General features: G+C 43.2%; 15 protein-coding genes. 6 read left to right on the top strand and 9 right to left on the bottom strand.

Going from position 1 to position 24444, the window contains the following annotated elements; all coding sequences use genetic code 11:
* Positions 1-25: 25 nt before the first annotated feature.
* Both BJI48_RS05730 and BJI48_RS05735 read left to right on the top strand, forming a co-directional pair.
* Positions 26-1066: an aliphatic amidase gene (locus tag BJI48_RS05730; RefSeq protein WP_095332862.1), complete on the top strand. Its 1041-nt coding sequence runs from the start codon at positions 26-28 to the stop codon at positions 1064-1066.
* Between the two features lie 10 nt (positions 1067-1076).
* Positions 1077-2126 (top strand): AAA family ATPase, encoded by a 1050-nt coding sequence (locus BJI48_RS05735; RefSeq protein WP_095332864.1) that lies wholly within the window; start codon positions 1077-1079, stop codon positions 2124-2126.
* A 59-nt stretch (positions 2127-2185) separates the two neighbouring features.
* Here BJI48_RS05735 and BJI48_RS05740 read toward each other — a convergent pair whose 3' ends face one another.
* The 6 genes from BJI48_RS05740 to BJI48_RS05765 all read right to left on the bottom strand — a co-directional run bounded on the left by BJI48_RS05740 (position 2186) and on the right by BJI48_RS05765 (position 10449).
* Positions 2186-3133 carry a catalase gene (locus BJI48_RS05740; RefSeq protein WP_095332866.1) on the bottom strand — a complete coding sequence of 316 codons (948 nt, stop codon included), beginning with the start codon at positions 3131-3133 and terminating at the stop codon, positions 2186-2188.
* A 116-nt stretch (positions 3134-3249) separates the two neighbouring features.
* Entirely contained in the window at positions 3250-5496 is a 2247-nt protein-coding gene (locus BJI48_RS05745; protein WP_095332868.1) for a TonB-dependent receptor, read from the bottom strand.
* A gap of 183 nt (positions 5497-5679) precedes the next feature.
* Positions 5680-7050 carry a sodium-dependent transporter gene (locus BJI48_RS05750; protein ID WP_095332870.1) on the bottom strand — a complete coding sequence of 457 codons (1371 nt, stop codon included), beginning with the start codon at positions 7048-7050 and terminating at the stop codon, positions 5680-5682.
* A 41-nt stretch (positions 7051-7091) separates the two neighbouring features.
* Positions 7092-8057 carry an asparaginase gene (locus BJI48_RS05755; protein ID WP_095332872.1) on the bottom strand — a complete coding sequence of 322 codons (966 nt, stop codon included), beginning with the start codon at positions 8055-8057 and terminating at the stop codon, positions 7092-7094.
* Positions 8058-8067: 10 nt separating this feature from the next.
* The gene (locus BJI48_RS05760; protein WP_095332874.1) at positions 8068-9351 is read right to left on the bottom strand and encodes an MFS transporter; all 1284 of its coding nucleotides are present in this window, start codon (positions 9349-9351) and stop codon (positions 8068-8070) included.
* A 9-nt stretch (positions 9352-9360) separates the two neighbouring features.
* A complete protein-coding gene (locus BJI48_RS05765) occupies positions 9361-10449 on the bottom strand; it encodes a tartrate dehydrogenase (protein WP_095332876.1) in 1089 nt (362 codons plus the stop codon).
* A gap of 811 nt (positions 10450-11260) precedes the next feature.
* Between BJI48_RS05765 and BJI48_RS05770 the strand changes: the two genes are divergently transcribed.
* Entirely contained in the window at positions 11261-12430 is a 1170-nt protein-coding gene (locus tag BJI48_RS05770; RefSeq protein ID WP_095332878.1) for an MFS transporter, read from the top strand.
* 158 nt (positions 12431-12588) lie between these two features.
* Here BJI48_RS05770 and uvrA read toward each other — a convergent pair whose 3' ends face one another.
* The 3 genes from uvrA to BJI48_RS05795 form a co-directional block, all read right to left on the bottom strand.
* Positions 12589-15429 (bottom strand): excinuclease ABC subunit UvrA, encoded by a 2841-nt coding sequence (uvrA, locus tag BJI48_RS05775; RefSeq protein WP_095332880.1) that lies wholly within the window; start codon positions 15427-15429, stop codon positions 12589-12591.
* A 1025-nt stretch (positions 15430-16454) separates the two neighbouring features.
* Complete coding sequence (ruvA, locus tag BJI48_RS05790) at positions 16455-17048, bottom strand: Holliday junction branch migration protein RuvA (RefSeq protein ID WP_095332886.1); 594 nt, start codon at positions 17046-17048, stop codon at positions 16455-16457.
* Positions 17049-17056: 8 nt separating this feature from the next.
* On the bottom strand, positions 17057-18979 hold the full coding sequence (locus tag BJI48_RS05795; RefSeq protein ID WP_095332888.1) for a flagellar assembly protein A: 1923 nt from the start codon (positions 18977-18979) through the stop codon (positions 17057-17059).
* On the opposite strand from BJI48_RS05795, the gene murJ reads away from it, so the two are divergent.
* The 3 genes from murJ to BJI48_RS05810 all read left to right on the top strand — a co-directional run.
* Complete coding sequence (gene murJ, locus BJI48_RS05800) at positions 18964-20433, top strand: murein biosynthesis integral membrane protein MurJ (RefSeq protein ID WP_095332890.1); 1470 nt, start codon at positions 18964-18966, stop codon at positions 20431-20433. The genes BJI48_RS05795 and murJ overlap by 16 nt on opposite strands.
* 560 nt (positions 20434-20993) lie before the next feature.
* Positions 20994-22418 (top strand): cysteine--tRNA ligase, encoded by a 1425-nt coding sequence (gene cysS / locus BJI48_RS05805; protein ID WP_095332892.1) that lies wholly within the window; start codon positions 20994-20996, stop codon positions 22416-22418.
* Positions 22419-22778: 360 nt separating this feature from the next.
* Positions 22779-24444, top strand: a 1666-nt coding sequence (locus tag BJI48_RS05810) for a pertactin-like passenger domain-containing protein (protein WP_180763063.1), incomplete at its 3' end; no start/stop codon positions are given.

The following is a 24444-nucleotide window of genomic DNA, read 5'->3' on the forward strand; positions in this document are numbered from 1 at the left end:
TCTACAAAAATTCAAGGAGAAACCAATGAGACACGGTGATATTAGTAGTAGCCCAAATACCCTTGGGGTAGCAGTAGTTAATTATAAAATGCCTCGTTTGCATACAAGAGCAGAAGTGTTGGAAAATTGTAAAAACATTGCAAATATGATAAAAGGTATCAAGCAGGGGCTTCCCGGACTTGATTTGATTGTATTTCCCGAATACAGCTCGATGGGTATTATGTATGATCCCAAAGAAATGATGGAAACGGCTGCGTGTATCCCCGGAGATGAAACCAATATCTTTTCGCAAGCTTGCAAAGAAGCCAATGTCTGGGGCGTATTTTCCCTCACGGGCGAACGCCACGAGCAGCACCCCCATAAACCGCCCTACAACACGCTTGTTTTGATTAATAATGAAGGAAAAATCGTTCAAAAATATCGGAAAATCATCCCTTGGTGTCCTATTGAGGGCTGGTATCCTGGCGATCAGACCTATGTTTCAGAAGGTCCGAAGGGACTAAAAATATCCCTGATTATCTGTGATGATGGGAATTATCCCGAGATTTGGCGAGATTGTGCGATGAAAGGTGCTGAGCTGATTATCCGTTGCCAAGGCTATATGTATCCAGCCAAAGACCAACAAGTATTGATGGCAAAAGCAATGGCTTGGGCGAATAATTGCTATGTGGCTGTTGCGAATGCGACGGGCTTTGATGGTGTTTATACGTATTTTGGGCATTCTGCTATCGTAGGGTTTGATGGCAGGACGCTTGGGGAATGTGGCGAGGAGGAAAATGGTATCCAATACGCCCAACTATCTATCCCAGAAATCAGGGACGCCAGAAAATACGATCAATCCCAAAATCATCTTTTCAAGATTCTCCATCGAGGGTATTCAGGCGTATATAACGGGGGTGATGGCGACAAAGGGATCGCAGATTGCCCATTTGATTTTTATCGCAATTGGGTGCTTGATGCCAAAAAAGCCCAAGAAAATGTCGAAAAAATCACACGCTCTACCATCGGCGTAGCGGAATGCCCGGTTGGAAACTTGCCCCATAGTGGCAAAGAAAAAGAAATCTAACGGAAGAAAAATGCCATTTATCAACGATATGCTCGAACAAAATCAACGCAATCAACGCGAAGTCCCAAGTAAAAAAGGGATTTCGCGCTTTAGTTTTGATCACTTAGAAATCATTCGGCATTTGCGCTCTCAAATCATCGCTCAAGATGATACTTTTTTAGAGATTGAAAAAATTTTAAAAGTCATCCAAGCAGGGATAACCAACCCGCAAAAACCACTGGGGGTATTTCTCCTCATCGGTCCTACGGGCGTGGGCAAAACCCAAACCATCCGCCTTATCGCCCAATGTATCCACCATTCGCTAGATGGATTTTGTCGCATTGATATGAACACACTTTCTCAAGAACATTATTCAGCCTCCCTAACTGGCGCACCGCCGGGTTATGTCGGGAGCAAAGAGGGGCATACCCTTTTTGAAATCCCTTTGATTGAGGGGAGCTATTCAAAACCCGGTATTGTTTTGTTTGATGAAATCGAAAAGGCAAATCCTCAAGTCATCCGATCGATACTCAATATCATCGATAATGGAAAAATGACCTTGACTTCAGGGAATAGAAGCATTGATTTCAAAAATAGCTTGATTTTTATGACAAGCAATCTGGGTTCAAAGAAATTAGCCATATTTCAAAATAGTTTTTTATACAAACTTTGGAATTTTTTTGGATTCAAACACAGCAAAAAAGAAAATAAAATTTTGAAATCCTCGCTAGAAGCGTTTTTTGACCCTGAATTTTTGAATCGTATCGATACGATTTTGTATTACAAAAAAATCCCAACCAATGCCATCAAACAAATCATCCAGCTTGAGCTAGACCAACTCAACGAGCTTCTTCAAAACAAAGAACTTAAGATTTCCTTATCTGAAAATGCGATAGAAATGCTCCAAAAATCCTATGACCCACGATATGGCGCACGCGATATTGCTAGAAAATTCACAACCCACATAAAGCCTCTTGTTGCCGAGTGGATATTTTGCAATCCCAGCGGTTCTGGACGTATTGGTATTGATTTTAAAAACAATCGATTTATTTTGGAGATTGGGGAAAATTCTATCAAATAAATAAAGAAAATAAAGCCAAAGCACGCCAATAAATGCGTGCTTTTGAGGTGCTTGGGGGTTTATTGGCGTCGGGAATGGGTGATACTATAGGTTTGATTGCGAAATTCAAACACAGGATCGATGGGCGCACCCACGCCATCAGGCAAAATGCCGGGCAAGAACACATCAGAATTGCAGGTAGCGCCGGTGTATTTCTCAAGCGTTAGCGTGCCTAAAAAAATCTTTTTATTGGTATTTTCCCAAACTGCGCTAATGTCATCAACCACGTCTTTTGGATTGGCTACAAGCAGATACATATAGTATTTGACGCTAGCATTTTTGAGCTTTTTTTGTAGGTCTTTTTCGAGGTAATCAGGACCTTTTTTCTTGGCTTCTTTGGCTGAAAGCTCGATAATGCCATCTTGTGGGACAAAGATAATTTTTGCATTGATGATTTTCCCATCCGCCCCTGTGATTTTATAAGTGTGTTGGCTGTTGAATTGCGTATTTGCGAGACTTTTGGTCGCCCCAATGGTTTGGTTATATGCCAAAACTTGGGCGACACTCGGATATTTTTTGGCTAGGGCTGCGAGTTCATCTTTTTTGTCTGGTTTGCCTACGAGGCTCAAAAATTTCAAGATGATATCGGGGGTTTTTCCGGCATTGATGACAGCATTAAGCGTTGCAAAATCCCATTGTTCTTTGTCATTGCTGATTTTAAGTGCGAGGCCGTGGGCGCTAAATCTATCATCAGCTTTGGGATTTCCCCCACCTGTAGAGTAGCGTGCGAGAACTTTATCTTTTGTATTTAGCAGGGGGATATTGACAAATTCTTTGATGTCTTCTCGAGGGGTGAAACTCCCTGTAGCACAAAATCCTTTGGTGTGATTTACCTTGATATGCGGGTGTTCTTTGTGATTGAATTGATTATAAAAAAAATCTGCAGCTTTTTCTGGGGTCATTGTCTCTTGGGCAAAAAGTATGCCCGCTATTAAACCGATGGATAGTAATACGCATTTTGTTTTCATTCGCTTCCTTTTAAATAAAATAACTTTTATGATAATAAAAATTTTTAAATGATAAAATAATACCTCATTTTAATAAGGCATTTGATTCTTAGAAATTCTAACCCCATCAAGCAAGTTTAAAAAAACTTGCTGGCAATCTGGACATAAAATGATGCCCCCGGCACTTTATAATAATCATAATATTGCGAATTGGTAAAGTTTAGAAAACTTAGCGACAAGGAGGTTTTGTTATGGAATTCATAGCCAATTTTTACATCAAATGTTACACGTGGATCGACGGAGCCAAAGCTATTTTTGGGCATTTTGGTATTTTTGATACTTACATAAGCGCCTGATTGGGCATTCATCTGCAATGACCCAAAAAATCCCACGCGATCCTCACCCCCATACAATAACGCCAAATGCCCCATATGCTCGGGAATATAAGCGATATGATGCCCATTGATGCTTGGTTCATTATCATTTCGCACCACCCGAGCATTGGTAAATGTATAGTTTGCCATTATAGAGAGATCCCCATAGATTTTTTGATCGACTTCTAGCTCGACACCATTGATACGTTCGTGCCCGCCATTGATGTTTTTGTAGGGGTCAGATTCCGTGCCAGAGCCACTTTTGTAGATCGCATTAAACATCTCGGTTTGGTAATAATACGCTTTGAAAAGCCCGCCATAAGCATTCCCTTGCTCTATGCCGAGGTCAAACTCCAGCCCGTATTCTGGAGAAAGGAGCGGGTTGCTCGCTTGATAATCCCCGCTATGGGCGTGTGCATACATTTCTCGGGTATTGGGCGCACGGAATGCCAAGCCAATCGAGCCTTTTAGCACGGTGTATTTATAGGGTTTGTAATTGATAGCAAATTTGGGTGAGGGGAAGAATTTTTTGGTATCTGGCAAGGTTTCTTTATTCGGATTTATTGAGGTTTTATCCAGCGTCGTCATATTAAATGTCTGCCAATAATCGAGCCGTAAGCCCAAATTGGTGCTAAAAACATCACTCCATTTGCTGGTGAGCTGTCCCCAAGCAGCGATTGTCCAAGCATTGCTTTTGTCTTGCCCATAAAGACCGGTGTAAGTTTTCCAAAAATCCCTTTGCGTCCAATTGCCTACATAATGCCTTTCATTTGACGCCTGCATAAACCTACCCTGAAAGCCCACCATCAGCGTATGGATCGGAGAAAGTTTGTTTTGATAGATGATGTCTAAATAATTGCTACTCGCATTATTATCGAGCGATTTGCCCGGACCGCCAAAAATACTCGCATTGGCTTTGGAAGCATCCCCATCAGAAAAATGCGATACCAAATCCACGCTTGAAATCGTCGTGGTGAGCGAAGAATCATCATCAAAATAATGTTTGTGTGAAATCGAAGCGATGTAGTTTTGCTCAAAGCGAAATCCCGACCAACCAATCCCATAAAAAGGGCTATAAAATCCACTGCTATTAATTTCACCCCCATAAACTGGCTGGTTGCTTGATCTTAAATTTGTTTTGACCGAGTTTTGATTTTCATTGATGGTGGAGATATTGAATGTCAAACTCGTGGTGTCCTTCTCACTCCAATCGTATGCTGCTTTGATATGGGCGTTGTTGGTGAGATACCCGGTCCGCCCGACATTACCCACCACATCGCCTTTTTGCGGGGCGCGCCCATCAAAGGTGATATTACTACCACTTTTAAAAGTATTTTTCATTATCGCTGGCACACGGGCATAGCCATCGCTACTACTAAATCCATAGCTGGCTTTGATACGCAATCGTTTGTCCAAAAACGCATCCCCGATACTAAAATACCCCCGCACGCGGTTTTGCTCCGCCCCGCCATTAACGATTTCATTGCCATAACCTAGTTCGGCTTTGGCTTCAAGCTTAGTTGGCATTGATGTGATGAAATTGATTACCCCGCCAATCCCACCTGTCCCATAAAGACTACTAAATGGACCGCGGACGACTTCGACTTTCTCAATATCCATACTCGAAATCGACTGGATGATACGCATTTCGCCCTCCAAGTCATTGAGGATTACCCCATCAAGCATTATGAGTGTCCCATAGGGAATCCCTCGCATAAAAACTTGGGGTCTGCCGTTATACCCTGCGTCCTTATCGACTTTTACGCCTGCCATTACCCGCATCATATCGCTGAGTTGCTGGGATGTCCTGTCTTTTATCTCCTTGTGTTCCATCACGCTGACATTGCCCGGGGCTTCTGAAATCATCGTGGGCGTTCGTGTTGAGGTCGTTACAATCCTATTAAGCTCATAGTCTTTTGCCTCATCACCCAAAAGTGCGGGTGTCCCACCTGCCACACACAGCAGTAAGGGCACTAAAACAAAATGTTTTTTCCTTTGAATCGTTCGCATTATCTTCCTTAATCCATCAGATTTATTATTATTTTTATAATAATATTATTAACATAATATCAACTAAATCTTAATATATTATTAAAAATTAATTTTATGTAATAAATCTATTTTGAATCCATTGGAGATAAATGATAAAACTGGGACAAAAGCCTTTTTATCCCAGTTTTGAAGATAGCGAAGTTAGAAAGAAAGGATAAAGCCACTCACAAAAATCACCAAGATAATCACAGGGATGATGTATTTGACATACCCATACCAAAGCCCAATGAGTTTTGGATTTGCCACACTGCCATTGCTAAGCTCCTTGATAGCGTCTTTTTTGAGCACCCAGCCCACAAAAATACTCGAGCCAAGTGCGGTGAGGACAAAAAACACATTCCCGCTGATAAAGTCAAATGCGTCAAAGATATTTTTGCCGATAAAACGCACATCACTCCAAGGTCCATAAGCCATAATACACGGGATATTCCCAAGAATAAAAATCCCCCCGAGTGTCAAAGCGATGGCATTTTGGCGCTTCCATTTGAATTTTTCTACAATCGCTGTGATGATGACTTCATAGATCGGCAAAGAAGTTGTCAAGGCTGCTACGATCAAAAGCAAGAAAAACACCACCCCAAAAACATTCCCAAAATGCATATACGAAAACACGATCGGCAGGGTCTTGAAAACGAGCGAAGGACCAGAATCAGGACTCAAGCCAAAGCTAAAAAGCGAGGGGAAAATCATAAATCCTGCCATAATCGCAATCAAGGTGTTTAAAATCCCTGTCATCACCGCTGTTTTCATCAAATCTTCTTTCTTATCCAGATAAGAAGAAAGCGTTATCATCACCCCAAATCCCAGCGAGAGAGCAAAAAACACCTGACCTAAAACCAAAACAAACAGCTTGGGCGTGATCTTGCTAAAATCAGGCATTAAGTAAAATTTCACGCCCTCCATCGCCCCAGGCATTGTGAGATTGCGGATAACCATTGCCATCAAACACAAAAAAAGCAAAGGCATCAGATATTTCATCGAACGTTCAATCCCATCGATAATCCCCCGTGATAGGATAAACCAATTCACCCCGACAAAAATGAGTGTAAAAAACCCAATCGCTAAAGGGGCGTGTTCGATATGCTCGGCATAAAAACTTGATGTGATTTCTTTGGTTACGGGAGCAGAAAGATCGAGCGTCCCCCCGATGATACTCGTGATATAGGAGATCACCCAGCCACCAAGCACCATATAATACGCCAAAATACCAAAAGAACCCGCCAGCCCCATATAGCCGATGATTTTCCAAAATTTTGAAACCTTTTTCCCATTCACAGGCACGCCAAAGGCATCCACAGAGTTCATATGCGCCCGCCGTCCAATCACATTTTCGACCAAGATAACAGGGATACCTACCACGATCATCGCGATGATAAACACCAGCACATAAGCCCCGCCACCATTTTCCCCGACCAAATAAGGAAAACGCCACGTTGCCCCAAAGCCCACGGTTGCGCCCGCAACGGTCAAAACATAGGTGAGCCGGCTCGACCATAATTGTCTTTTTTCCATCTAAAACTCCTTTATTTTGAAATAAATTTTAGTAGAACTATCTAATAAACTAATATATCAAGATAATCCTGAACTATCCTCATATCCCCGCCAGCCCCCAAGACGGCACTGAGCAAAAGTCTGGCTTTTCTACCACTGAGATGTCCTCCCATCAGCGCCCCACGCTTGATGAGATCGATTTCAGCGCCCTCATAGCCATAGGTTTCATAGGCTGTAGGGCCATCTGTGGTGCGTGTGCAGATAATCACGGGGATTTTTTCGATCACGCTATCGATTAGCTTGCACGCCTCCAAGCTGATATGCCCCGCACCAAACCCTTTGATAACCAAGCCATCTTGGGTTTGTTTGACCCATTCTAGCACGCTCACATCCCCATCTAGCGTCTGTTCCCATAAAAAAACTTTTTTCATAGCAGGGGGTGTTTCTAGCACCATTCGCCTAAGTGGGGGACAAAAATATTCTACCTTGCCTTCGGCAATGAAGCCATAGGTTTTGCCATCAGAACAAAATGTATCCACAGCAAGGCTATGGGATTTCCTCACCCATCTGGGGCTGTGGATGGTGTCATTCATCACGACCATCACGCCCCTAGACCTGCTGTTTGGGCTTTTTGCACAAACAATGCTCGCATAAAGATTCCTAATCCCATCTGCCCCGATGGCTTGAGCGTCTCGCATTGCTCCCATCAGGATCAAAGGTTCTTCTCTATCCCAAAACAAATCAAGCAAAAACGCACTTTCTTCGAGCGTATCTGTGCCTTGCGTGAGGATAACACCGCACGCCCCATCTTTTACCTGCTTTTTTGCCCAAGCAAGCGCTTTTAAAAGCATTTCAAATCGCAAATGCCCGCTAGGGAGGGCAAAAAGACTTTCTGCGTGAAGTTCTATTCCCACATCGGGGAGTGAAGCGATGAAATCCTTTGCCCCCAGCTTTGGGACAACGCCATTCCCGCTATCAATGGGTGTCATCGAAATTGTCCCGCCCATTGAGCCAATCGATAGTTTCATTGTTTTTCTCCTATAATTTTCCCGGCTTGATCAACAGCATACAAAACATCCCGACACACGTTACCACCGCAGCTGCGATAAACATCGCTTCATAGCCCCTAGCAGCGACGAGATAGCCTGTGAGCGTGGGAGCAGCTACAGAAGCGATATTGCCTAAAAAGTGCATTATACCGCTGAAAGTGCCGACCTTTTGGCGTGGTGAGGTATCAATCACCACACTCCAATAAACCGTGTTGGCAAAAGAATTTAACGCATTCCCAATCGCAATGATGGCGATGACTAATGTTACCGAAGTTACCAGATTGATAGACAAAAAGCTCAGCGTTGTCAAAAGCAATAAAACCGCTGCAAAATAACCCCGAGCAACCCGAAGACTGCCTGTTTTGTGTAACAAAAAATCAGAAATTTTCCCGCCCAAAAGAATTGTCACACACGCCCCTACCCAAGGGATCATTCCCATATACCACAACGAAAATAAATCATAACCAAACGTATCTTGAAGGTATTTGGGCGTCCAGGTCAAAAGCAAAAAATTCACATAATTAAATGCAAAATACCCCACGGTGTTTAAAACCAGTGTCCTGCTTTTGAAAAAATGCCACCATTTCACGCCTACGCTTTCTTCTGCTGGGGTTTGTGAGGGTATTTTTTCCCCGATGATAGCAAGTTCTGCTTGGCTTACTCTGCGGTTTTGCTGGGGGTAATCTGTCATCACCCGCAAAAGAAAAAATAGTGCGATTAGCCCGGCGATCCCTAGCACGACAAATGTCAATCGCCAGCTCCCCGAATAGCTCAACAAAAACACCGCCACAGGGGCTGTCAAAAGTGCGCCCAATGGTGTACTCAAAAGCCCCATAGATACGACAAAACCCCGCTCTTTTGGGGACGCCCAGTTGCTGATGGTTTTGTTGATAAGCGAATAAGCAGGACCTTCAGCAAAACCAAAAAGAATCCGCATTACCGCAAATCCCGCTAGCACCGAGCCACCAAAAAACATCATCCCAATATCGCCTGCCCAAGCGGTAAGCATTTCAAAAATCGACCAGAATACCCCAGCAAAAAGCCAGACTTTTTTGGGACCAAAGCGATCCGAAAGCACGCCCCCAAGGAGTGCGCCAAACATATACCCATAGCCAAAAAATCCCAGCACATTGCCCCAAGATTTTTTATCCAAGCCGTATTCAGCGATGATAAATTCGCCCGAATAAGACAATGCCCCCCGATCGATGTAGTTGATGAGTGCGAGGATAAGCACCAAAAAGAATAGCGTATAGCGATAATGTGTTTTAGCCATAAATTCTCTTTAAAGGCTTTTGAGTGCGGCACATACGCCATCACCCACGTCATAAGTCTTAGCATTCCCACCCATATCAGGGGTTTTGGGACCGGTTTTGACAACTTGCTCGATGGCTTGTAAAATCTCTTTGGCAGCTTGGGCATAGGCGGGTTGTTTTTCGCCCAAAAACTCCAACATCATCGCACCTGACCAGATCATCCCAATCGGATTGGCGATATTTTTGCCAAAAATATCCGGAGCGGAGCCGTGCACGGGCTCAAATAACGAGGGGAAATTCCTTTGGGGGTTGATATTAGCAGACGCACTCACCCCAATTGTCCCCGCACACGCAGGTCCGAGATCTGAAAGGATATCACCAAAGAGATTGGAAGCCACGACGACATTGAAACGCTCGGGTTGCAAAACAAATCGTGCGCACAAAATATCGATATGTTGTTTGTCATATGATACCTCTGGGAAAGACTTTGCTATCGCTTCGACACGCTCATCCCAATACGGCATTGCGATGGCAATCCCATTGGATTTGGTCGCTGAGGTGAGGGTCTTTTTCTTGGAATTTTTGGCGAGATTAAAAGCGTATTGGAGCACTCTATCCACGCCTTTTCTGGTGAAAATCGATTCTTGGATGACCAATTCATTGGGTGTGCCCTCAAACATCTTGCCCCCGATAGAGGAGTATTCCCCCTCTGTGTTTTCTCTGACGACGACAAAATCAATATCTTGTGCGCTTTTGCCCGCTAATGGGCAGGGGATACCCTCTAAAAGTCGGACGGGACGGAGGTTGATGTATTGGTCAAAATCCCTGCGGAATTTCAAAAGCGAACCCCACAAAGAGATGTGATCAGGCACGAGTGCGGGCATTCCGACTGCGCCAAAATAAATCGCATCGTAGTCTTTTAGTATGTCAAACCAATCATCAGGCATCATTTTTTGATGTTTGAGATAATAATCGCAACTCGCAAAATCAAATGTATCAAATTTCAAGTCCAGCCCAAATTTTATGCTCGCGCATTCTAAAACTTTCAAGCCCTCAGGCATTACTTCATTGCCGATACCATCACCTTTGATAACGGCTATATTGAATTGTTTCTTCATCTTTTCTCCAAATAATTTTGATAATTAAGTATTTAGTATCTCATAATTTGCAATAATTCAAAAGAATTTTTATTTTATTTTTAAATGGGTGTTTAGTAATGAAACATAATAACAAATTGCAGTGGTATTTGCGTGGGTGTGATGGATGGGGGTATTGTTTCTAATTTTCACAATATGCAAGGGATAAAGGCAAGGCTTTTCAAGATTTTAAATCTCTAAAACTGGGTTGATAACGAAACGAAGTGCCGTTATAACCTTATTCTTTAGGAGCGAAAGCAAGCTTTGCTTGTTTAAAGCGGTCTTCAGATTCGCTTGCGAATCGAGTGGAAATCTCTAAAACTGGGTTGATAACGAAGTGCAACGCCCTCATAACTCGGGTGGGTGGGTAAAAGCTCACCCCTTTAGAACCCCGCTCACCCCCCCCCCCCTAGCAGATAAGATAAAAAAGCGTAGTTAGCTAGGCTTGAAGTAGTTTTGGATTTCACACCTTAAAAACCTATCTCGAACGCACAAGCCTTGGGCTTGGCTGACGAGATGATTACTTTAGGAACGCAGGGCAGTTTTACTGCCCGTAGTGGTCTTCAGGTTTGTTTTTAAACAAACCGAGTAACCATAATGAAAACCTTAGAAATTTATTTCCAACACACAAGCAACGCTTGGGTGTGAAATGATTACTTTAGGAGCGAAGCAAGATTTCACATCTTGCGTAGTGGTCTTCAGGTTTGTTTTTGTAAAAAACAAACCGAGTAACCATAAATGAACAAAAAATAATGAAATGATATAATGAAATTTTTAACTTTGGAGTTTCATTATGCAAAATAAAACCAAAATCGCCCAATTTGTGCTATTGGGAATCATTTTAATAACTCTCAATCTACGCGGACCCATCACCGCTGTGGGTCCTGTGATCGACTTAATCAAAAACCAATATGCTTTTTCAGGTGCTACAGCTGGACTTATCACGACATTGCCACTGTTAGCATTTGCTTTTTTTTCGCCATTTGCAAGCCGATTCAAATATGGTCCAACAATGTTTTTTGGGCTTTTTTGCATTGTTTTAGGAGAAATCATCCGTTCTTATACTGGAGAAATCGGGCTTTTTATGGGGACACTCATAATGGGTGCGGGCATTGCCATCGCTAATGTTTTGCTCCCCAGTGTCATCAAGGCAAAATTCCCTAAAAATTTTGGAAAAATTATGGCGCTTTATTCCCTTATCTTAGTCGTTTCTGCGACCATTGGGGCAGGGACTTCTGTGCCTTTAGCAGTATCTTTGCATTTGGGTTGGGAAAATGCCTTGAGCGTATGGGCAATCATCGCTATAGCCGCATTTTTCTTGTGGTATCCTCACCTAAAAGGCAGACGAAAATACCAAACCAACAAAACCCGATCGCTCACCTCCGTATCTGTCTATAAAATCCCAACGGCGTGGTGGATCACGCTCTTTATGGGGACGCAATCGCTGATTTTTTATAGCGTGGTGGCTTGGTTTCCCTCAATATTGATCCAAAAGGGCTTCAGCCTCTATTTTGCTTCAAATATGACACTATTTTATCAGCTCTGCTCGCTCCCGGTGGCGTTTTTTGCCCCGATGTTGCTGGCTAAAATGCGGAACAAAAATCGCCATATTTTCACAGGAATCTTGTGTCTGATGTATGCTTTCGCATTCATTATTTTGTATTTTCAAAGCAATGTTTTGATGGTGTTTTTGGCAACTTTTTTGCTCGCTTTCCCGATGGGCGGGGTATTTGGTATCGCACTTTTATTTATCTCTGTGAAAGCCTCATTGCCACAAAATGTAGCCCGTCTATCGGGAATGGCACAATCTCTAGGCTATCTCATTGCTGCGATAGGTCCGATATTTTTGGGATTTATTTATGATGTTTTTAGCTCGTGGAAACCACCACTAGCTTTGTTTGTCTTGCTTTCATTGGCGTTGATATTTTTTGCCTATAAAGCAAATAACTCTGAAGCGATTTAAAAATTATTCTCAAAAACACATCGCTTGGCGAAAAACCCAGGCGGGCAGGTAAAAAACGCTAGGGATGAAGATAGATTTTATCCGTCGGAATGGTCTTTTAGATTCGGGTTTTCCTCAAATCGAGTGGAAATAATCAATACATTGGTTTTCTTGTGTTGTTATCGGGGTTTTTTGCAGGTATTTTTTACACTCCCCGCCAACTCTTCGCTCAAAAACCTCCCAGTGTAGCTCCCACTTTTGAGGTGGTTTTTGGCGATTTTTTCTGGCGTGCCGGTATCGACAATCTTACCCCCTTTGTCCCCGCCCTCAGGTCCGATGTCAATGATATAATCAGCATTTTTTATCATATCGAGATTGTGTTCGATCACAATCATCGAATTGCCAAGCTCGACAAGATGGTGCAAAACCTTTGTGAGCCTATCGACATCGGCAAAATGCAAGCCCGTGGTGGGTTCATCTAGGATATAGAGCGTCTTGCCCGTATCTTTGCGACTGAGTTCTTTGGCAAGCTTGATACGTTGGGCTTCTCCCCCGCTAAGCGTGACGGCATTTTGCCCGAGTGTGATGTAGCCGAGACCGACATCTTGGAGCGTCTTGAGGCGGGAAAATATCTTGGGGATTTTGGCAAAAAACTCACAAGCATCATCGACGCTCATATTTAAAACATCGGCAATCGATTTGCCTTTGTATTTGATTTCTAGGGTTTGGGGATTGTATTTAGCGCCGTTGCACGCATCGCATTTGACCATCACATCGGGCAAAAAGTGCATTTCTATTTTTATCTCACCCTCGCCTTGGCATTTCTCACAACGTCCACCTTTGACATTGAAACTAAAGCGCCCCACGCCATAGCCTAAAATCTTTGCTTCCTTGACTTCTGAAAACAGCACCCGAATGTCATCCATCACGCCGGTATAGGTGGCAGGATTGCTTCTTGGGGTGCGCCCGATGGGGGTTTGATCGAGGTAGATGACCTTATCAAGCATTTCAAGCCCATCGATTTCGACACCATCGCATTTTTTTACTTTTTTGGCATTATTGAGCAGTTCTTGGGCGACAGGCAGGAGGGTTTGGAGGATCAGCGAGCTTTTGCCGCTCCCGCTCACGCCCGTGATGCAGACAAAATTCGACAAGGGGATTTTGAGGTTGAGGTTTTTGATGTTGTTGATAGTAACATTTTTGATACTGAGCCATTTTTTTTGGGGTCGGTTATGCGGGTAGGAGATGGCTTTTGCCCCGCTGATGTATTGGGCGGTTTGCGTGTTGCTTGCAAGCATTGCTTTAAATGTTCCTGCAAAGATAACTTCCCCGCCATTTTTCCCCGCACCTGGACCAATATCGACGATAAAATCCGCATTTTTGATGGTTTCTTTGTCGTGTTCGACAACAATGACGGTGTTCCCCTTTTCTTGCAGACTGCGCAGGGTTTTGATGAGCTTGAGGGTATCACGCTCGTGTAGCCCGATACTGGGTTCATCCAGCACATACATCACCCCTGTTAGCCCGCTACCAATCTGGCTTGCGATACGTATTCGCTGGCTCTCCCCGCCACTGATTGTCCTAGCGTCCCTACCCAAGCTAAGATAGCCTAGCCCGACATCATAGAGGAAAAATAGCCTTTCACGGATTTCTTTGAGGATAGAGCTGGCAATAAAGCGTTGTTGATCACTCAGATAGGAGAAATTTTTTTCATTGTCAAAAAATGCGTGGGTTTCTTCAATAGGCATATCGATAATATCGCCAATCCCAAGCCCAGCGACTTTCACGCTCAAAGAGGGGGCTTTGAGGCGATGGGCTTTGCAAGTCGGGCAAGGCTTTTCGCTCATATAATCACCCAAATCTCGCTCGTCTTTGAACATATCATAAGCAATCTGGATAATGCCTTTCCACGGGCGTTTGAGGGTAGAGCTTTTCCAAACAAACGTAACTTCAGAACCATTGCCATAAAGCAGGGCATTTTGCTGGTAGTCTTTGAGTTCTTCAAAGGATTTATCCATATCGATACCATTGCTTTTGCAAAATCCAGCAAAAAGCTCGGCGTAATAGTTGCGATTGAAGCCAAAAATCACCTTGATCCCCCCTTTGTTTAGGGGCAGGGATTTGTTGAGGATTTTTTTGATATCAATGCTGTATTTGCTCCCCAATCCCCCGCAGTCTTCGCAAGCCCCTTTGGGCGAGTTGAAAGAAAAGCTTAGGGGCTCTAATGGCTCAAAGCTGATTTTGCAATCAAAGCAAGCGAGATGTTCGCTGTAGTGGATTATTTGGCTGGGTGTGTCTTTTTCGCCCAAAATCTCCACTTCGATTTCGCCATAGGTTTCTTTGAGTGCTTTTTCAACACCTTGGGCAATGCGTGAGTGGTTTTCTTCGGTGATAACAACCCTATCGATGACGGCTTTGATGGTGTGTTTTTTGGTTTTAGATAGGCTGATTTCTTCATCAAGCCGGACCATCACCCCATCGATGTAAGCACGCACATAGCCTTTTTGACGCAGGGAGAGGATTTTATCAGCAAAGCTACCTTTTTTTTCTTTTATTAGCGGGGCAAGTAGGATGATTTTGGCGTCTTTGGGGAGCGAGAGGATTTGATTGATAATATCGGTTTGACTCATCTGCGAGATGGGTTTGCCACAGATATGGCAGTGTTGCACGCCCACTCTTGCATAAAGCAATCGGAGATAATCATAAATCTCTGTGATCGTTCCGACGGTGGAGCGGGGGTTTTTGCTGGTGGTTTTTTGATCGATGGCAATCGCAGGGGTGAGCCCTTCGATTTTATCAACATTTGGCTTGCCGACTTTATCAAGAAACTGCCTAGCGTAGCTGGAGAGCGATTCGATATAGCGTCTTTGCCCCTCAGCATAAAGCGTATCAAATGCTAGCGTGGATTTTCCCGAGCCACTCAGACCCGTAAAAACGATGAGTTTGTTTTTTGGGATTTCTAAATGGATATTTTTAAGATTGTTTTCTTTTGCACCAATGATTTGGATTTTGTCTAACAAGTGCTTGACCTTTTACATTATTTTTTACATTATCTGCTTACTCGATTCACGTTGTGAATCTGAAGACCACTTCGCAAGATGTGAAATCTTGCTACGTTCCTAAAGTTATTTTGCCCACCCACCCGAGTTATTCCCAGCTATCGCAGGTCATCAACCCAGTTAAAAGCCTCTTTATTTCTGTGATAAACCCAAAGGGCGAATTAAAGAATCCTTTTGTTTTGCTTTCCCTTGAGGGAGACAAGGGCTAGCCATCTGCTATGCTCCTATCGGAGCATAAACGCATTGTCGTGCGAGGCTACCAGAGCCAAGCAGTTGGCTCTGGCTTTACGCCTCTCCTTACGAAGTCCGCAGGGTGGGCGGGTTTAATATCCCCTTCAAACTCATCGGGTGGGTGGGTAGAAAAACCCTGACCCGCCCCCTTAGTAGGCAAGATGACAGGGCGTAGATTGCTTTGGTTTGAGAGCGGATAGGATTTAAAAGCCATCTAAGGCTTTAAGTCTTAAACTGCTTGCCTTTGTCGCGCTTGTGTGCTGTGAAAAATCGGAAACAAGGGCGTTGAAGTGCGCCCGCCGATTTTTCGCAAGGAGACACAAGCAAGCGACTTCCCCTCCTTTGTTTGCCGAAAAGAAAAGCGGCGCTTATTCTTTTCGTGGGTTAAAGGAGGGGTTAGGGGAGGATTAAACCTCTTTTCTTTTGCGATTAAAACGCCCAAAGCATTAGAAAAGCTTACAGGCGAAAGCCTCTATCATTTTTATTCGATTAACGTTGTGAATCTGAAGACCCATTCATTTTGCTTACTCGGTTTGGATTTTAAAATCCAAACCTGAAGACCACTGCGGGCAGTAAAACTGCCCTACGTTCCTAAAGAATAGGGTTATAACGGCGTGCGTTGCACTTCGTTATCAACCCAGTTTCTAAGGTTTCCATTATGCTTACTCGCTTTATTGCCAACGCTAGTTTTGGCAAGTTTTATTATACCTAAAAACCAACAGGCAGGGAGGACAGAAAAAGCGATTTTATGATGATTATCGGAGTAATTTTAAGGCTTCTTTGATGATTTCTTGGGTGTTTTGGCTTTGAATGGATTTAAAAACCTTGCTAATCTCAGCACTCTTGAATCCTAAACTTTCTAATGCCATAAATGCTTCATTACGCGCGCTATTTTGCTCAGGCATTTCTTTATGCTCTCCCAAATTGATGAGTTCGTTAAAAAATCCGGCTAAATCGACCATAATCTTACCTGCCCCTTTTGCGCCGATACCCGGCACACGCTGGAGGGCTTTGATATCTTTGTCTTGAATGATTTGGCTAAATGTCTTGGGCGTGTAGGTTGAGAGGATGGCGATAGCGACTTTGGGCCCTACGCCATTGATTTTGATGAGACGCAAGAAAGTGATTTTTTCTAGCTCTTCGCCAAATCCAAACAACAAATGGGCGTCTTCACGGATGATTTGGGCGATAAAGAGTTTTTGTTTGGCATTGGGGTCTTGATTTTGTTTGGCATTGAGGGTATAGCTGGTGTTTGTCGAGATATGCACGCCATAAATCAAACCACCCACTTCAAACTCCACAAAAGTCGGCTCTAGCTTGTGGATCGTGCCAATCATTCCTGCAATCATTGTTTTCCTTATTTGATTTTTTTGATCTTTTTGCTCGATGGATCGATGGCAATATCAGCACTTTCGCCATCTTCAAGCAATAAAACTTCATCGCTACTCTTGGGGTAATCGCGGTGATAGATGATTTGATTTTCAAGCTTCCATTCCGTTTGGGCAAGTATTTTGGCACTCAAGGTTTCATTTTCTATTTCAAACAAGCTTGTATAGAGCTCTTTGATAGTGTTTTGGAGTTTTAGAAGTTCTCTTTTGAGGATTTTTAGTTTTTTGAGCGAGGTGATGAAATGGTGGTAAGTTTTTTTGATGTCGCTTTCATTAAGCATTGCTTTTTGGACATCTTTTGGGGCAGATTTTATTTTATCGATGATAGGTTTGTTTTCTTTTGCCTTTGTGATAAGAAATTGGTATTCTTGAGCCATAGCCCGCATTTTTGTTTTGAGTAGAGAGATTTTTTTGTCGATAAACTCCATCGCTTGCTTGGTTTTGTTGTCTGCAGATGCGGATATGACAAACTTGTTTTCGCCCCCTTGATTTTCTTTGATAAGACATTCTTGGCTGAAGTGAAGCTTGTTGTTGGATTTGAGCGTATCAATTTTGATTTTTTTGGCATATACTTCGCTACCACTTGCGATTTCGATCGTGCATTCATCAGCTTGGACAAAACCCGTGTCGAGATTTTTTATTTCGATGACATCGCCATAAAATTTCCCTTTGTGCGTGGTGATTTTTGCTTCTTGGGAGTAGATGGTGCTGCTTTGGTGTGTTTGCCCTTCAATGGTGATTTTTTGCGCACTGAGTTCGACATTTTCGCCGATACTCCCGATGATATGGATATTTGAAGCTTCGATAATCATATTGGCTTCGATAGCATCGATAAATTCGTTTTCAGATTCGATAGTGATGGTAAGCCCGCTTTTGACACCGCCTAAGAGCATTGGGGTGTTGGTGGTCTTGATGGTGCTAAATTCGTAGTTGGTATTAAATAAGATCGCATTATCTTCAATCTTGACATAAGCAGGGATTTGGGATTTGAAGATAACTTTATTTTGTGTTTCTTCTTGCCTGACAAGATTTTTATTGTGCTGGATTGGGGGCATTTGAGGCATTGCTTTGGTATCCATTTTGATGTATTCCCCTTTGAGATTCCTGCCACTTTTTCCTTGCACGGGCTTGATGTATTCAGCGATGACCTCATCAGCGCTCACCCCAAAAAACGAGTTTTTGGGTGCTTCTCTGCCGTTTTTTTCCCATTCTTTTTGGAGGGTAAAGATAAATTCTGCATTCTGGTAGGGTGTCAAATCCGGTGCGGTTTTGAGGAGAATTTTTTGTGGGTGGATGCCTTGAGCGCAGAGTTCTTGGAGATGGATTTTGAGATTTTGGCGTTGGATATGCTGTTGTCTGAAGATGATGTTATTTTGTGCCATCAAAGAATCAATCACACCAAAGACTTCTTCATAAAAATGCTCATCATCGATGATACTAAAATGATTGTCTGGCACAAGATGCATTTTATCGCTCATAGGCGTGATTTCTAGGGTAAGCCCATAATCTTTGGTTTTGGGCTTGATACGGATATCATAGGTTTGTTGGACAAAAAAATCTTCTTTTGTATAAAACGCATCTTTTTCAAATTGGGCGATTTCATTGCCCGTGATGAGGTGGTATTCATCTTTTTCGTGGAGTTTGATACTGGTATGGACGTCTAAAATATCAAACCAAAGATGATCTAAACTGATTTTTGATGTGAGGGAAAATTGCTGGAGCTGTTCGTTGATGTTTTCGCAGTTTTTAACCACTTGCGGGATAAAATTCGGGGCATCCATACATTCTCCGATATTGATTTGGGTAAAATATCCTAACCATTCTACAACAATTACGATTAAGTAGAGATTTCTCTGGTTGATTTCAAAGGAATATTTTGCTAAAAAAAGCATTTTTTACCAACAGCAGCGGGATTATGTGTTCTCGGGTTTTTGGATTTTTGCGGGATTTATATACCGCACATATCTTAGGTGCAGGCATTTATAGCGATATTTTTTTTATCGCTTTCAAATTCCCCAATCTCTTTAGGCGCATATTTGGCGAGGGTGCTTTTACACAGAGCTTTTTGCCAAGCTTTATTGCAAGCCAAAAAAAAGGGATTTTTGCCATAAGCACGCTACTGATATTTGCTAGCGTGCTTTTTGGTTTGAGCCTTTTGGTGTGGGCATTTTCAGGGTTTTTTACCAAGCTGTTAGCTTATGGATTCACCGAAGAGATGGTCGCATTAGCAGCACCGATTGTGGTGATTAATTTTTGGTATCTCGAGCTTGTTTTTATCGTTACATTTTTAGGCACGCTATTGCAGTATAAAAACAGCTTTTGGGTGAGTGCCTACAACACCGCATTGCTCAATATCTGTATGATTAGCGCTTTGTATCTTAGCAGGGATGCCCAAAGCTTGCAAATCGTGTATTTTTTGAGTTATGGGGTTTTGTGCGGGGGCGTGGCACAGATTTTGTTACATTTTTATCCATTGTTGCGTTTGGGATTTTTTAGGCTTTTTTCTGTGGGCTTTAGGCATATGTGGCGGGTTTATTTTGTGCGAGCAAAAATGCACTGGGCAGATGAGGGAAGCAAAAAGGTCAAGCATTTAGCCAAGCAGGCAAAAGCGGATATAAAAATGTTTTTCAAGCAATTTTTCCCTGCGATTTTGGGGAGTTCTACTGCGCAAATCGCTTCGTTTATTGATACGATGTTAGCGTCGTTTTTAGTCAGTGGGAGTATCTCGTATTTGTATTATGCCAATCGGATTTTTCAGCTCCCGTTGGCGGTGTTTGCCATTGCGATTTCAACAGCTCTTTTCCCGATGGTCGCCAAAGCTATCAAAAATCACGAAGAAAAACGCGCGCTCAAAAGTATGAAAAAATCTTTTTGGTTTTTGTTTGTAATGCTTTGGGTCTGCTCGATTGGCGGGGTGATGTTAAAAGATGAGATTATATGGCTTTTGTTTGAGGGTGGGAGTTTTCACAGGAGTGATACGCTCGCTTCTGCGAATGTATTTGCGATGTATATGATTGGTTTGTTGCCATTTGGGCTTTCACGGATTTTTTCTTTGTGGCTTTATGCCCACCAGCTTCAAGGCAGGGCGGCGAAGATTTCAGCGATTTCGTTATTATTTGGTGTGGTGTGTTCGCTGGTGTTAATGCACTATTTTGGGGCTTCGGGGTTGGCGCTGGCGGGGAGTTTGAGCGGGATGATGTTATTTGTTTTGAGTGTGAAAGAATTTGGGCTCTCACGCTTTTGGGATATAATCGCTTATGCAAAAGGCTGGGTTCTATTGCTTGCGATTGGGGCAATTGAAGTGGGGATTTTGTATGTTTTTTTGCATTTTTTCCATATTAATTGATGGCGTTCTTTATTTTGTAGGTTGTTGGGATTTCAAACCTTAGAAACTTATCTCGAATACACAAAGCAACGCTTTGGGTATGAGAGGAGAGCCGTTAAAAAAAGATAACTGCTTATCTTTTTTAGGCTTTCGCTTATTAAGGGAGAAGATTTAAAGGCAAATTAAAAATCCCCTTGTTTTGCTTTCTCTTGAGGGGGACAAGGGGCTAGCCATCTGCTATGCTCCTATCGGAGCATATACGCATTGTCGTGCGAGGCTAGTGAAGCCAAGCAGTTGGCTTCACCTTTACGCCTCTCCTTACGAAGTCCGCAGGGTGGGCGGGTCAAAAAGACCCCTTTAAACCCCTACCCCCCGTCACGCCCCCTTAGCCTGCAAGCTGAAAGTGCGTAGCTAGCTTGGGTTTGCTAGCGGATAGGATTTAAATACCTTAGAAACTGGGTTGATGACCAGCGGTAGCTGGGAATAACCCTGAACTTTAGGAACGCAGGGCAGTTTTACTGCCCGCAGTGGTCTTCAGGTTTGCCAAAAAGGCAAACCGAGTAAAACATAAAAGGTCGATGATGAAAATTTATGATACCAAGCAAAAGCAAAAAGTAGATTTTATCCCCATAGTTGCCGGTCAAGCAAGGATCTATGTCTGCGGTCCGACGGTTTATGACAATGCCCATTTAGGACACGCTAGGAGTTCAATCGCATTTGATTTGCTGGTGCGCACGCTTGAATTGCTTGGCTATGCGGTGGAATTTGTGAAAAATTTTACCGATATTGATGACAAAATCATCAAAAAAGCCATAGAAAAAAAGATGGATATTGTTGCGCTAAGTTCGCATTATATCGAGCTGTATCTCCAAGATATGCAAGCACTTGGGGTAAAAAGACCCAGCAAAGAACCCAAGGCAAGCGAGAGTTTAGGGGCGATGGTGGAGATGATTACAACGCTTTTGCAAAAAGGTATCGCTTATCAAACCTCTAATGGCGATATTTATCTTGATGTTAGCAAAGATGGTCTTTATGGGAGTATCAGCCATCGTGGCACGCACGAAGACAGCAATATAAGCCGTGTGGGCGAAAATGATGAAAAAAGAAACGAAAAAGATTTTGCTTTGTGGAAATCTTACAAAGGCGATGAGGATATTGGGTATGAAACCCCGCTTGGCAAGGGGCGTCCAGGCTGGCATATCGAATGTTCGGCGATGATAGCTTCCGATCTAGCTTATACCAATGAGCCTTATCAGATCGATATTCACGGCGGGGGAGCAGATCTGACATTCCCCCATCACGAAAATGAAGCTTCCCAAACACGCTGTGCGACAGGGGTTGAGATTGCCAAATACTGGATGCACAATGGTTTTGTCAATATCAATGGCGAAAAAATGAGCAAGAGTTTAGGGAATAGCTTTTTTATCAAAGATGCCTTGAGAGTCTATGATGGTGAGATTTTGCGGAATTATCTTTTAGGCACGCATTATCGGGCGATTTTGCATTTTAATGAAGAAGATTTGGCTGTGAGTAAAAAGCGCCTTGATAAACTCTATCGCCTCAAAAAAAGGGTGCAAGATGTGAGTGTAGCGGGATTTGAGGGCGGACAAAGCGGTGATGATGCCTTTAGACTAGCGATATTAGAGGCGATGAGCGATGATCTCAATGTTTCAAAGGCACTTAGCGTGCTAGAAGAAATGATGGCAACCTGTAATGAAAAGCTCGATAGTAGCCCCAAAGACAAGGCGCTCAAAGCCAAAGTTTTGGCAAATATCGATTTTGTAACTGCCCTGCTTGGTATCGGGGGCAAGGACGCATTGGATTATTTTCAGCTCGGCGTGAGTGAGGAGCAAAAAACCCATATAAAAACGGCTATAGCGCAAAGAACGCAAGCGAAGCAAAACAAAGATTTTGCTTTGGCAGATAAGATAAGAGATGAGCTAGCCAAAGAGGGGATTATGCTGATGGATACGCCACAAGGTTGCGTGTGGGAGAAGATGGGTTGAAACTAGTATCTAAAAATAATGTTAATTTTTGAATTTTTTGGCTTAAATAAGCAAGAAAGATAAATTCTAGTTTGCCAATACAAGCGATTCGTTTAGAATGCTTATTTTGGCTTTTTTTGCGACATATACTTCATCGAAAAATTTAACAACTGCCTAAAACTATAAATTCTTCACAATCCGTGCTGTGCGATAGCATTATACTATTAAAAACCCATAAAAACTCAAGAATCCCACCGACACCCCCAAAAAAATCAATCGCCAATATTGTTAGCGGTCGATTTTAGTGCATAAAAAATCAAAATTGATAATATGCTTTGAGAATCATTTGGGATATATCAAAACATTGTTATAATATTTTCTATGAAAATTAAAATAATAATTTCAATCACGACATTTTTTTTCTGTTTGCTTGAAGGGGTAACGAATGGCACGATCACCCAATTGCCAGCGAATTTTGATCCTAATGCCATTTATGTATATTATTTTGGCACGCCCCCAGCGATTGATGTATTTAAAGAGGCGGGCAAAAGCTACCATCTTAATGTTGCCCCTGTTATTGATTTTAACAATACTCCGGGTATCGATTATGTAGGAATTGATGACAATCACCGCTATACAGGCATTATGTTTAATGGCTATGAGACGATGAATATCCCAGCAAATTCCAAAGTCATCGTGGCAGTATCAGGTATCAATGCAGCGAGTTGGGAGAAAGGTTGGGAAGCGATGTTGTTTCGGGGGCAGGGTGCAGAATCAAAAGGTCAAGCACGAAAAATCTATGCCATCACCGGCGGGGGGACGATTGATTTTGAGCTTGGGGATTTGGCAGGTCCCCATAAGATTGAGGGGCTGTTTCTCACACGGCGAAGACATACGGTGAATGTCAAGCCAGATGCGGCACAATTTATATTCGATACCCATACCATCGTGCGGGTGGTGGGGAATAACTTTTATCTCGCCCGGGGGCTTTTTAATATCAATGATGGCTATGGCGGGTTATTTGAGTTTAAAAAAAATCTCATTGTCGATGCTTCCAAAGCCATCCCCTCACAAGGCTGGGGGACAAGCAAGAGTGGTGCGGGCTATCGCTCGATATTTTCGGTTTCAGGTCAAGGTAGCGTGCTTGTGAATGCCAAAGCCGATGGGAGCGTGCTAAATGCAGGCAATATCATCCAGCTCAATGGCGATATATCGATGGAAGTCAATTCACTTCCTTTAGCTAGGATCTATCTCAATCTTACCAATAATCAAAGCTTTTTGCAGGGGCGGTTTTCCCTTGAGGGGCAAGGAAAAGCCGAGCTTCGCTTGGAAAATGGTGCAAAATGGCTACTCTCTGCAGATTCCAAAGTCAATGTTCTTACTATCAATAATGCCGAAGTGGATTTTGTGAGTATCAAGGATGGGCAGGTGAGTTTCAGCCCAACCAATACACGCCTCAATGACCCTAAATATGTCCCTCGAACGCTCCATATCGATGAGTTGCGGGGGAATAATGGCGTATTCAAGCTGATGACAAATTTTGCAACAGAAAGAAGCGATCAGATTTTGATTACAAACAATAGTGCGGGCAGTCATTTTCTCCAGATATATCCTGATTATGAGCATATCGATAAATTCATCAAGCCCACTGCTGATAGAATCAAGGTCGCAGGGATTACTAATGGCGGGGCTGGCTTGGATTTTATAGCACGAGATGTCAAGATCGGGATGTTTAATTTCAAAGCAAATATTCACAAAAAGGCTTCAGGGGCAGGGTATGAATGGGTGATCGGGAGTGTGGATAAAGAAGATACAACCAAGCCACCTCCTCCTCCGCCACCTCCACCTGCACCCCCACCACCAACTCCACCCCCCCCACCCGCGCCCCCACCCCCCCCCCCCCCCCCCCCGCCCCCCCCACCCCCCCGCCCCCTCCTCTTTTCTTCCCAAACTCCTCTCAATGTCACCGCGCCGGAAACTTTTGGGTATCGCCACACAAATATACACCGCCCACACCGTCAATCTACCTCACCTTATGATAAACCGC

This window comes from Helicobacter sp. 11S02596-1, from assembly GCF_002272825.1.
In the GTDB taxonomy this organism is placed as follows: Bacteria; Campylobacterota; Campylobacteria; order Campylobacterales; family Helicobacteraceae; genus Helicobacter_J.

Coding starts and splice junctions, on each gene's coding strand:
- BJI48_RS05730 (WP_095332862.1), top strand. CDS start 26: ATGAGACACGGTGATATTAGTAGTAGCCCAAATACCCTTGGGGTAGCA.
- BJI48_RS05735 (WP_095332864.1), top strand. CDS start 1,077: ATGCCATTTATCAACGATATGCTCGAACAAAATCAACGCAATCAACGC.
- BJI48_RS05740 (WP_095332866.1), bottom strand. CDS start 3,133: ATGAAAACAAAATGCGTATTACTATCCATCGGTTTAATAGCGGGCATA.
- BJI48_RS05745 (WP_095332868.1), bottom strand. CDS start 5,496: ATGCGAACGATTCAAAGGAAAAAACATTTTGTTTTAGTGCCCTTACTG.
- BJI48_RS05750 (WP_095332870.1), bottom strand. CDS start 7,050: ATGGAAAAAAGACAATTATGGTCGAGCCGGCTCACCTATGTTTTGACC.
- BJI48_RS05755 (WP_095332872.1), bottom strand. CDS start 8,057: ATGAAACTATCGATTGGCTCAATGGGCGGGACAATTTCGATGACACCC.
- BJI48_RS05760 (WP_095332874.1), bottom strand. CDS start 9,351: ATGGCTAAAACACATTATCGCTATACGCTATTCTTTTTGGTGCTTATC.
- BJI48_RS05765 (WP_095332876.1), bottom strand. CDS start 10,449: ATGAAGAAACAATTCAATATAGCCGTTATCAAAGGTGATGGTATCGGC.
- BJI48_RS05770 (WP_095332878.1), top strand. CDS start 11,261: ATGCAAAATAAAACCAAAATCGCCCAATTTGTGCTATTGGGAATCATT.
- ruvA (WP_095332886.1), bottom strand. CDS start 17,048: ATGATTGCAGGAATGATTGGCACGATCCACAAGCTAGAGCCGACTTTT.
- BJI48_RS05795 (WP_095332888.1), bottom strand. CDS start 18,979: ATGCTTTTTTTAGCAAAATATTCCTTTGAAATCAACCAGAGAAATCTC.
- cysS (WP_095332892.1), top strand. CDS start 20,994: ATGAAAATTTATGATACCAAGCAAAAGCAAAAAGTAGATTTTATCCCC.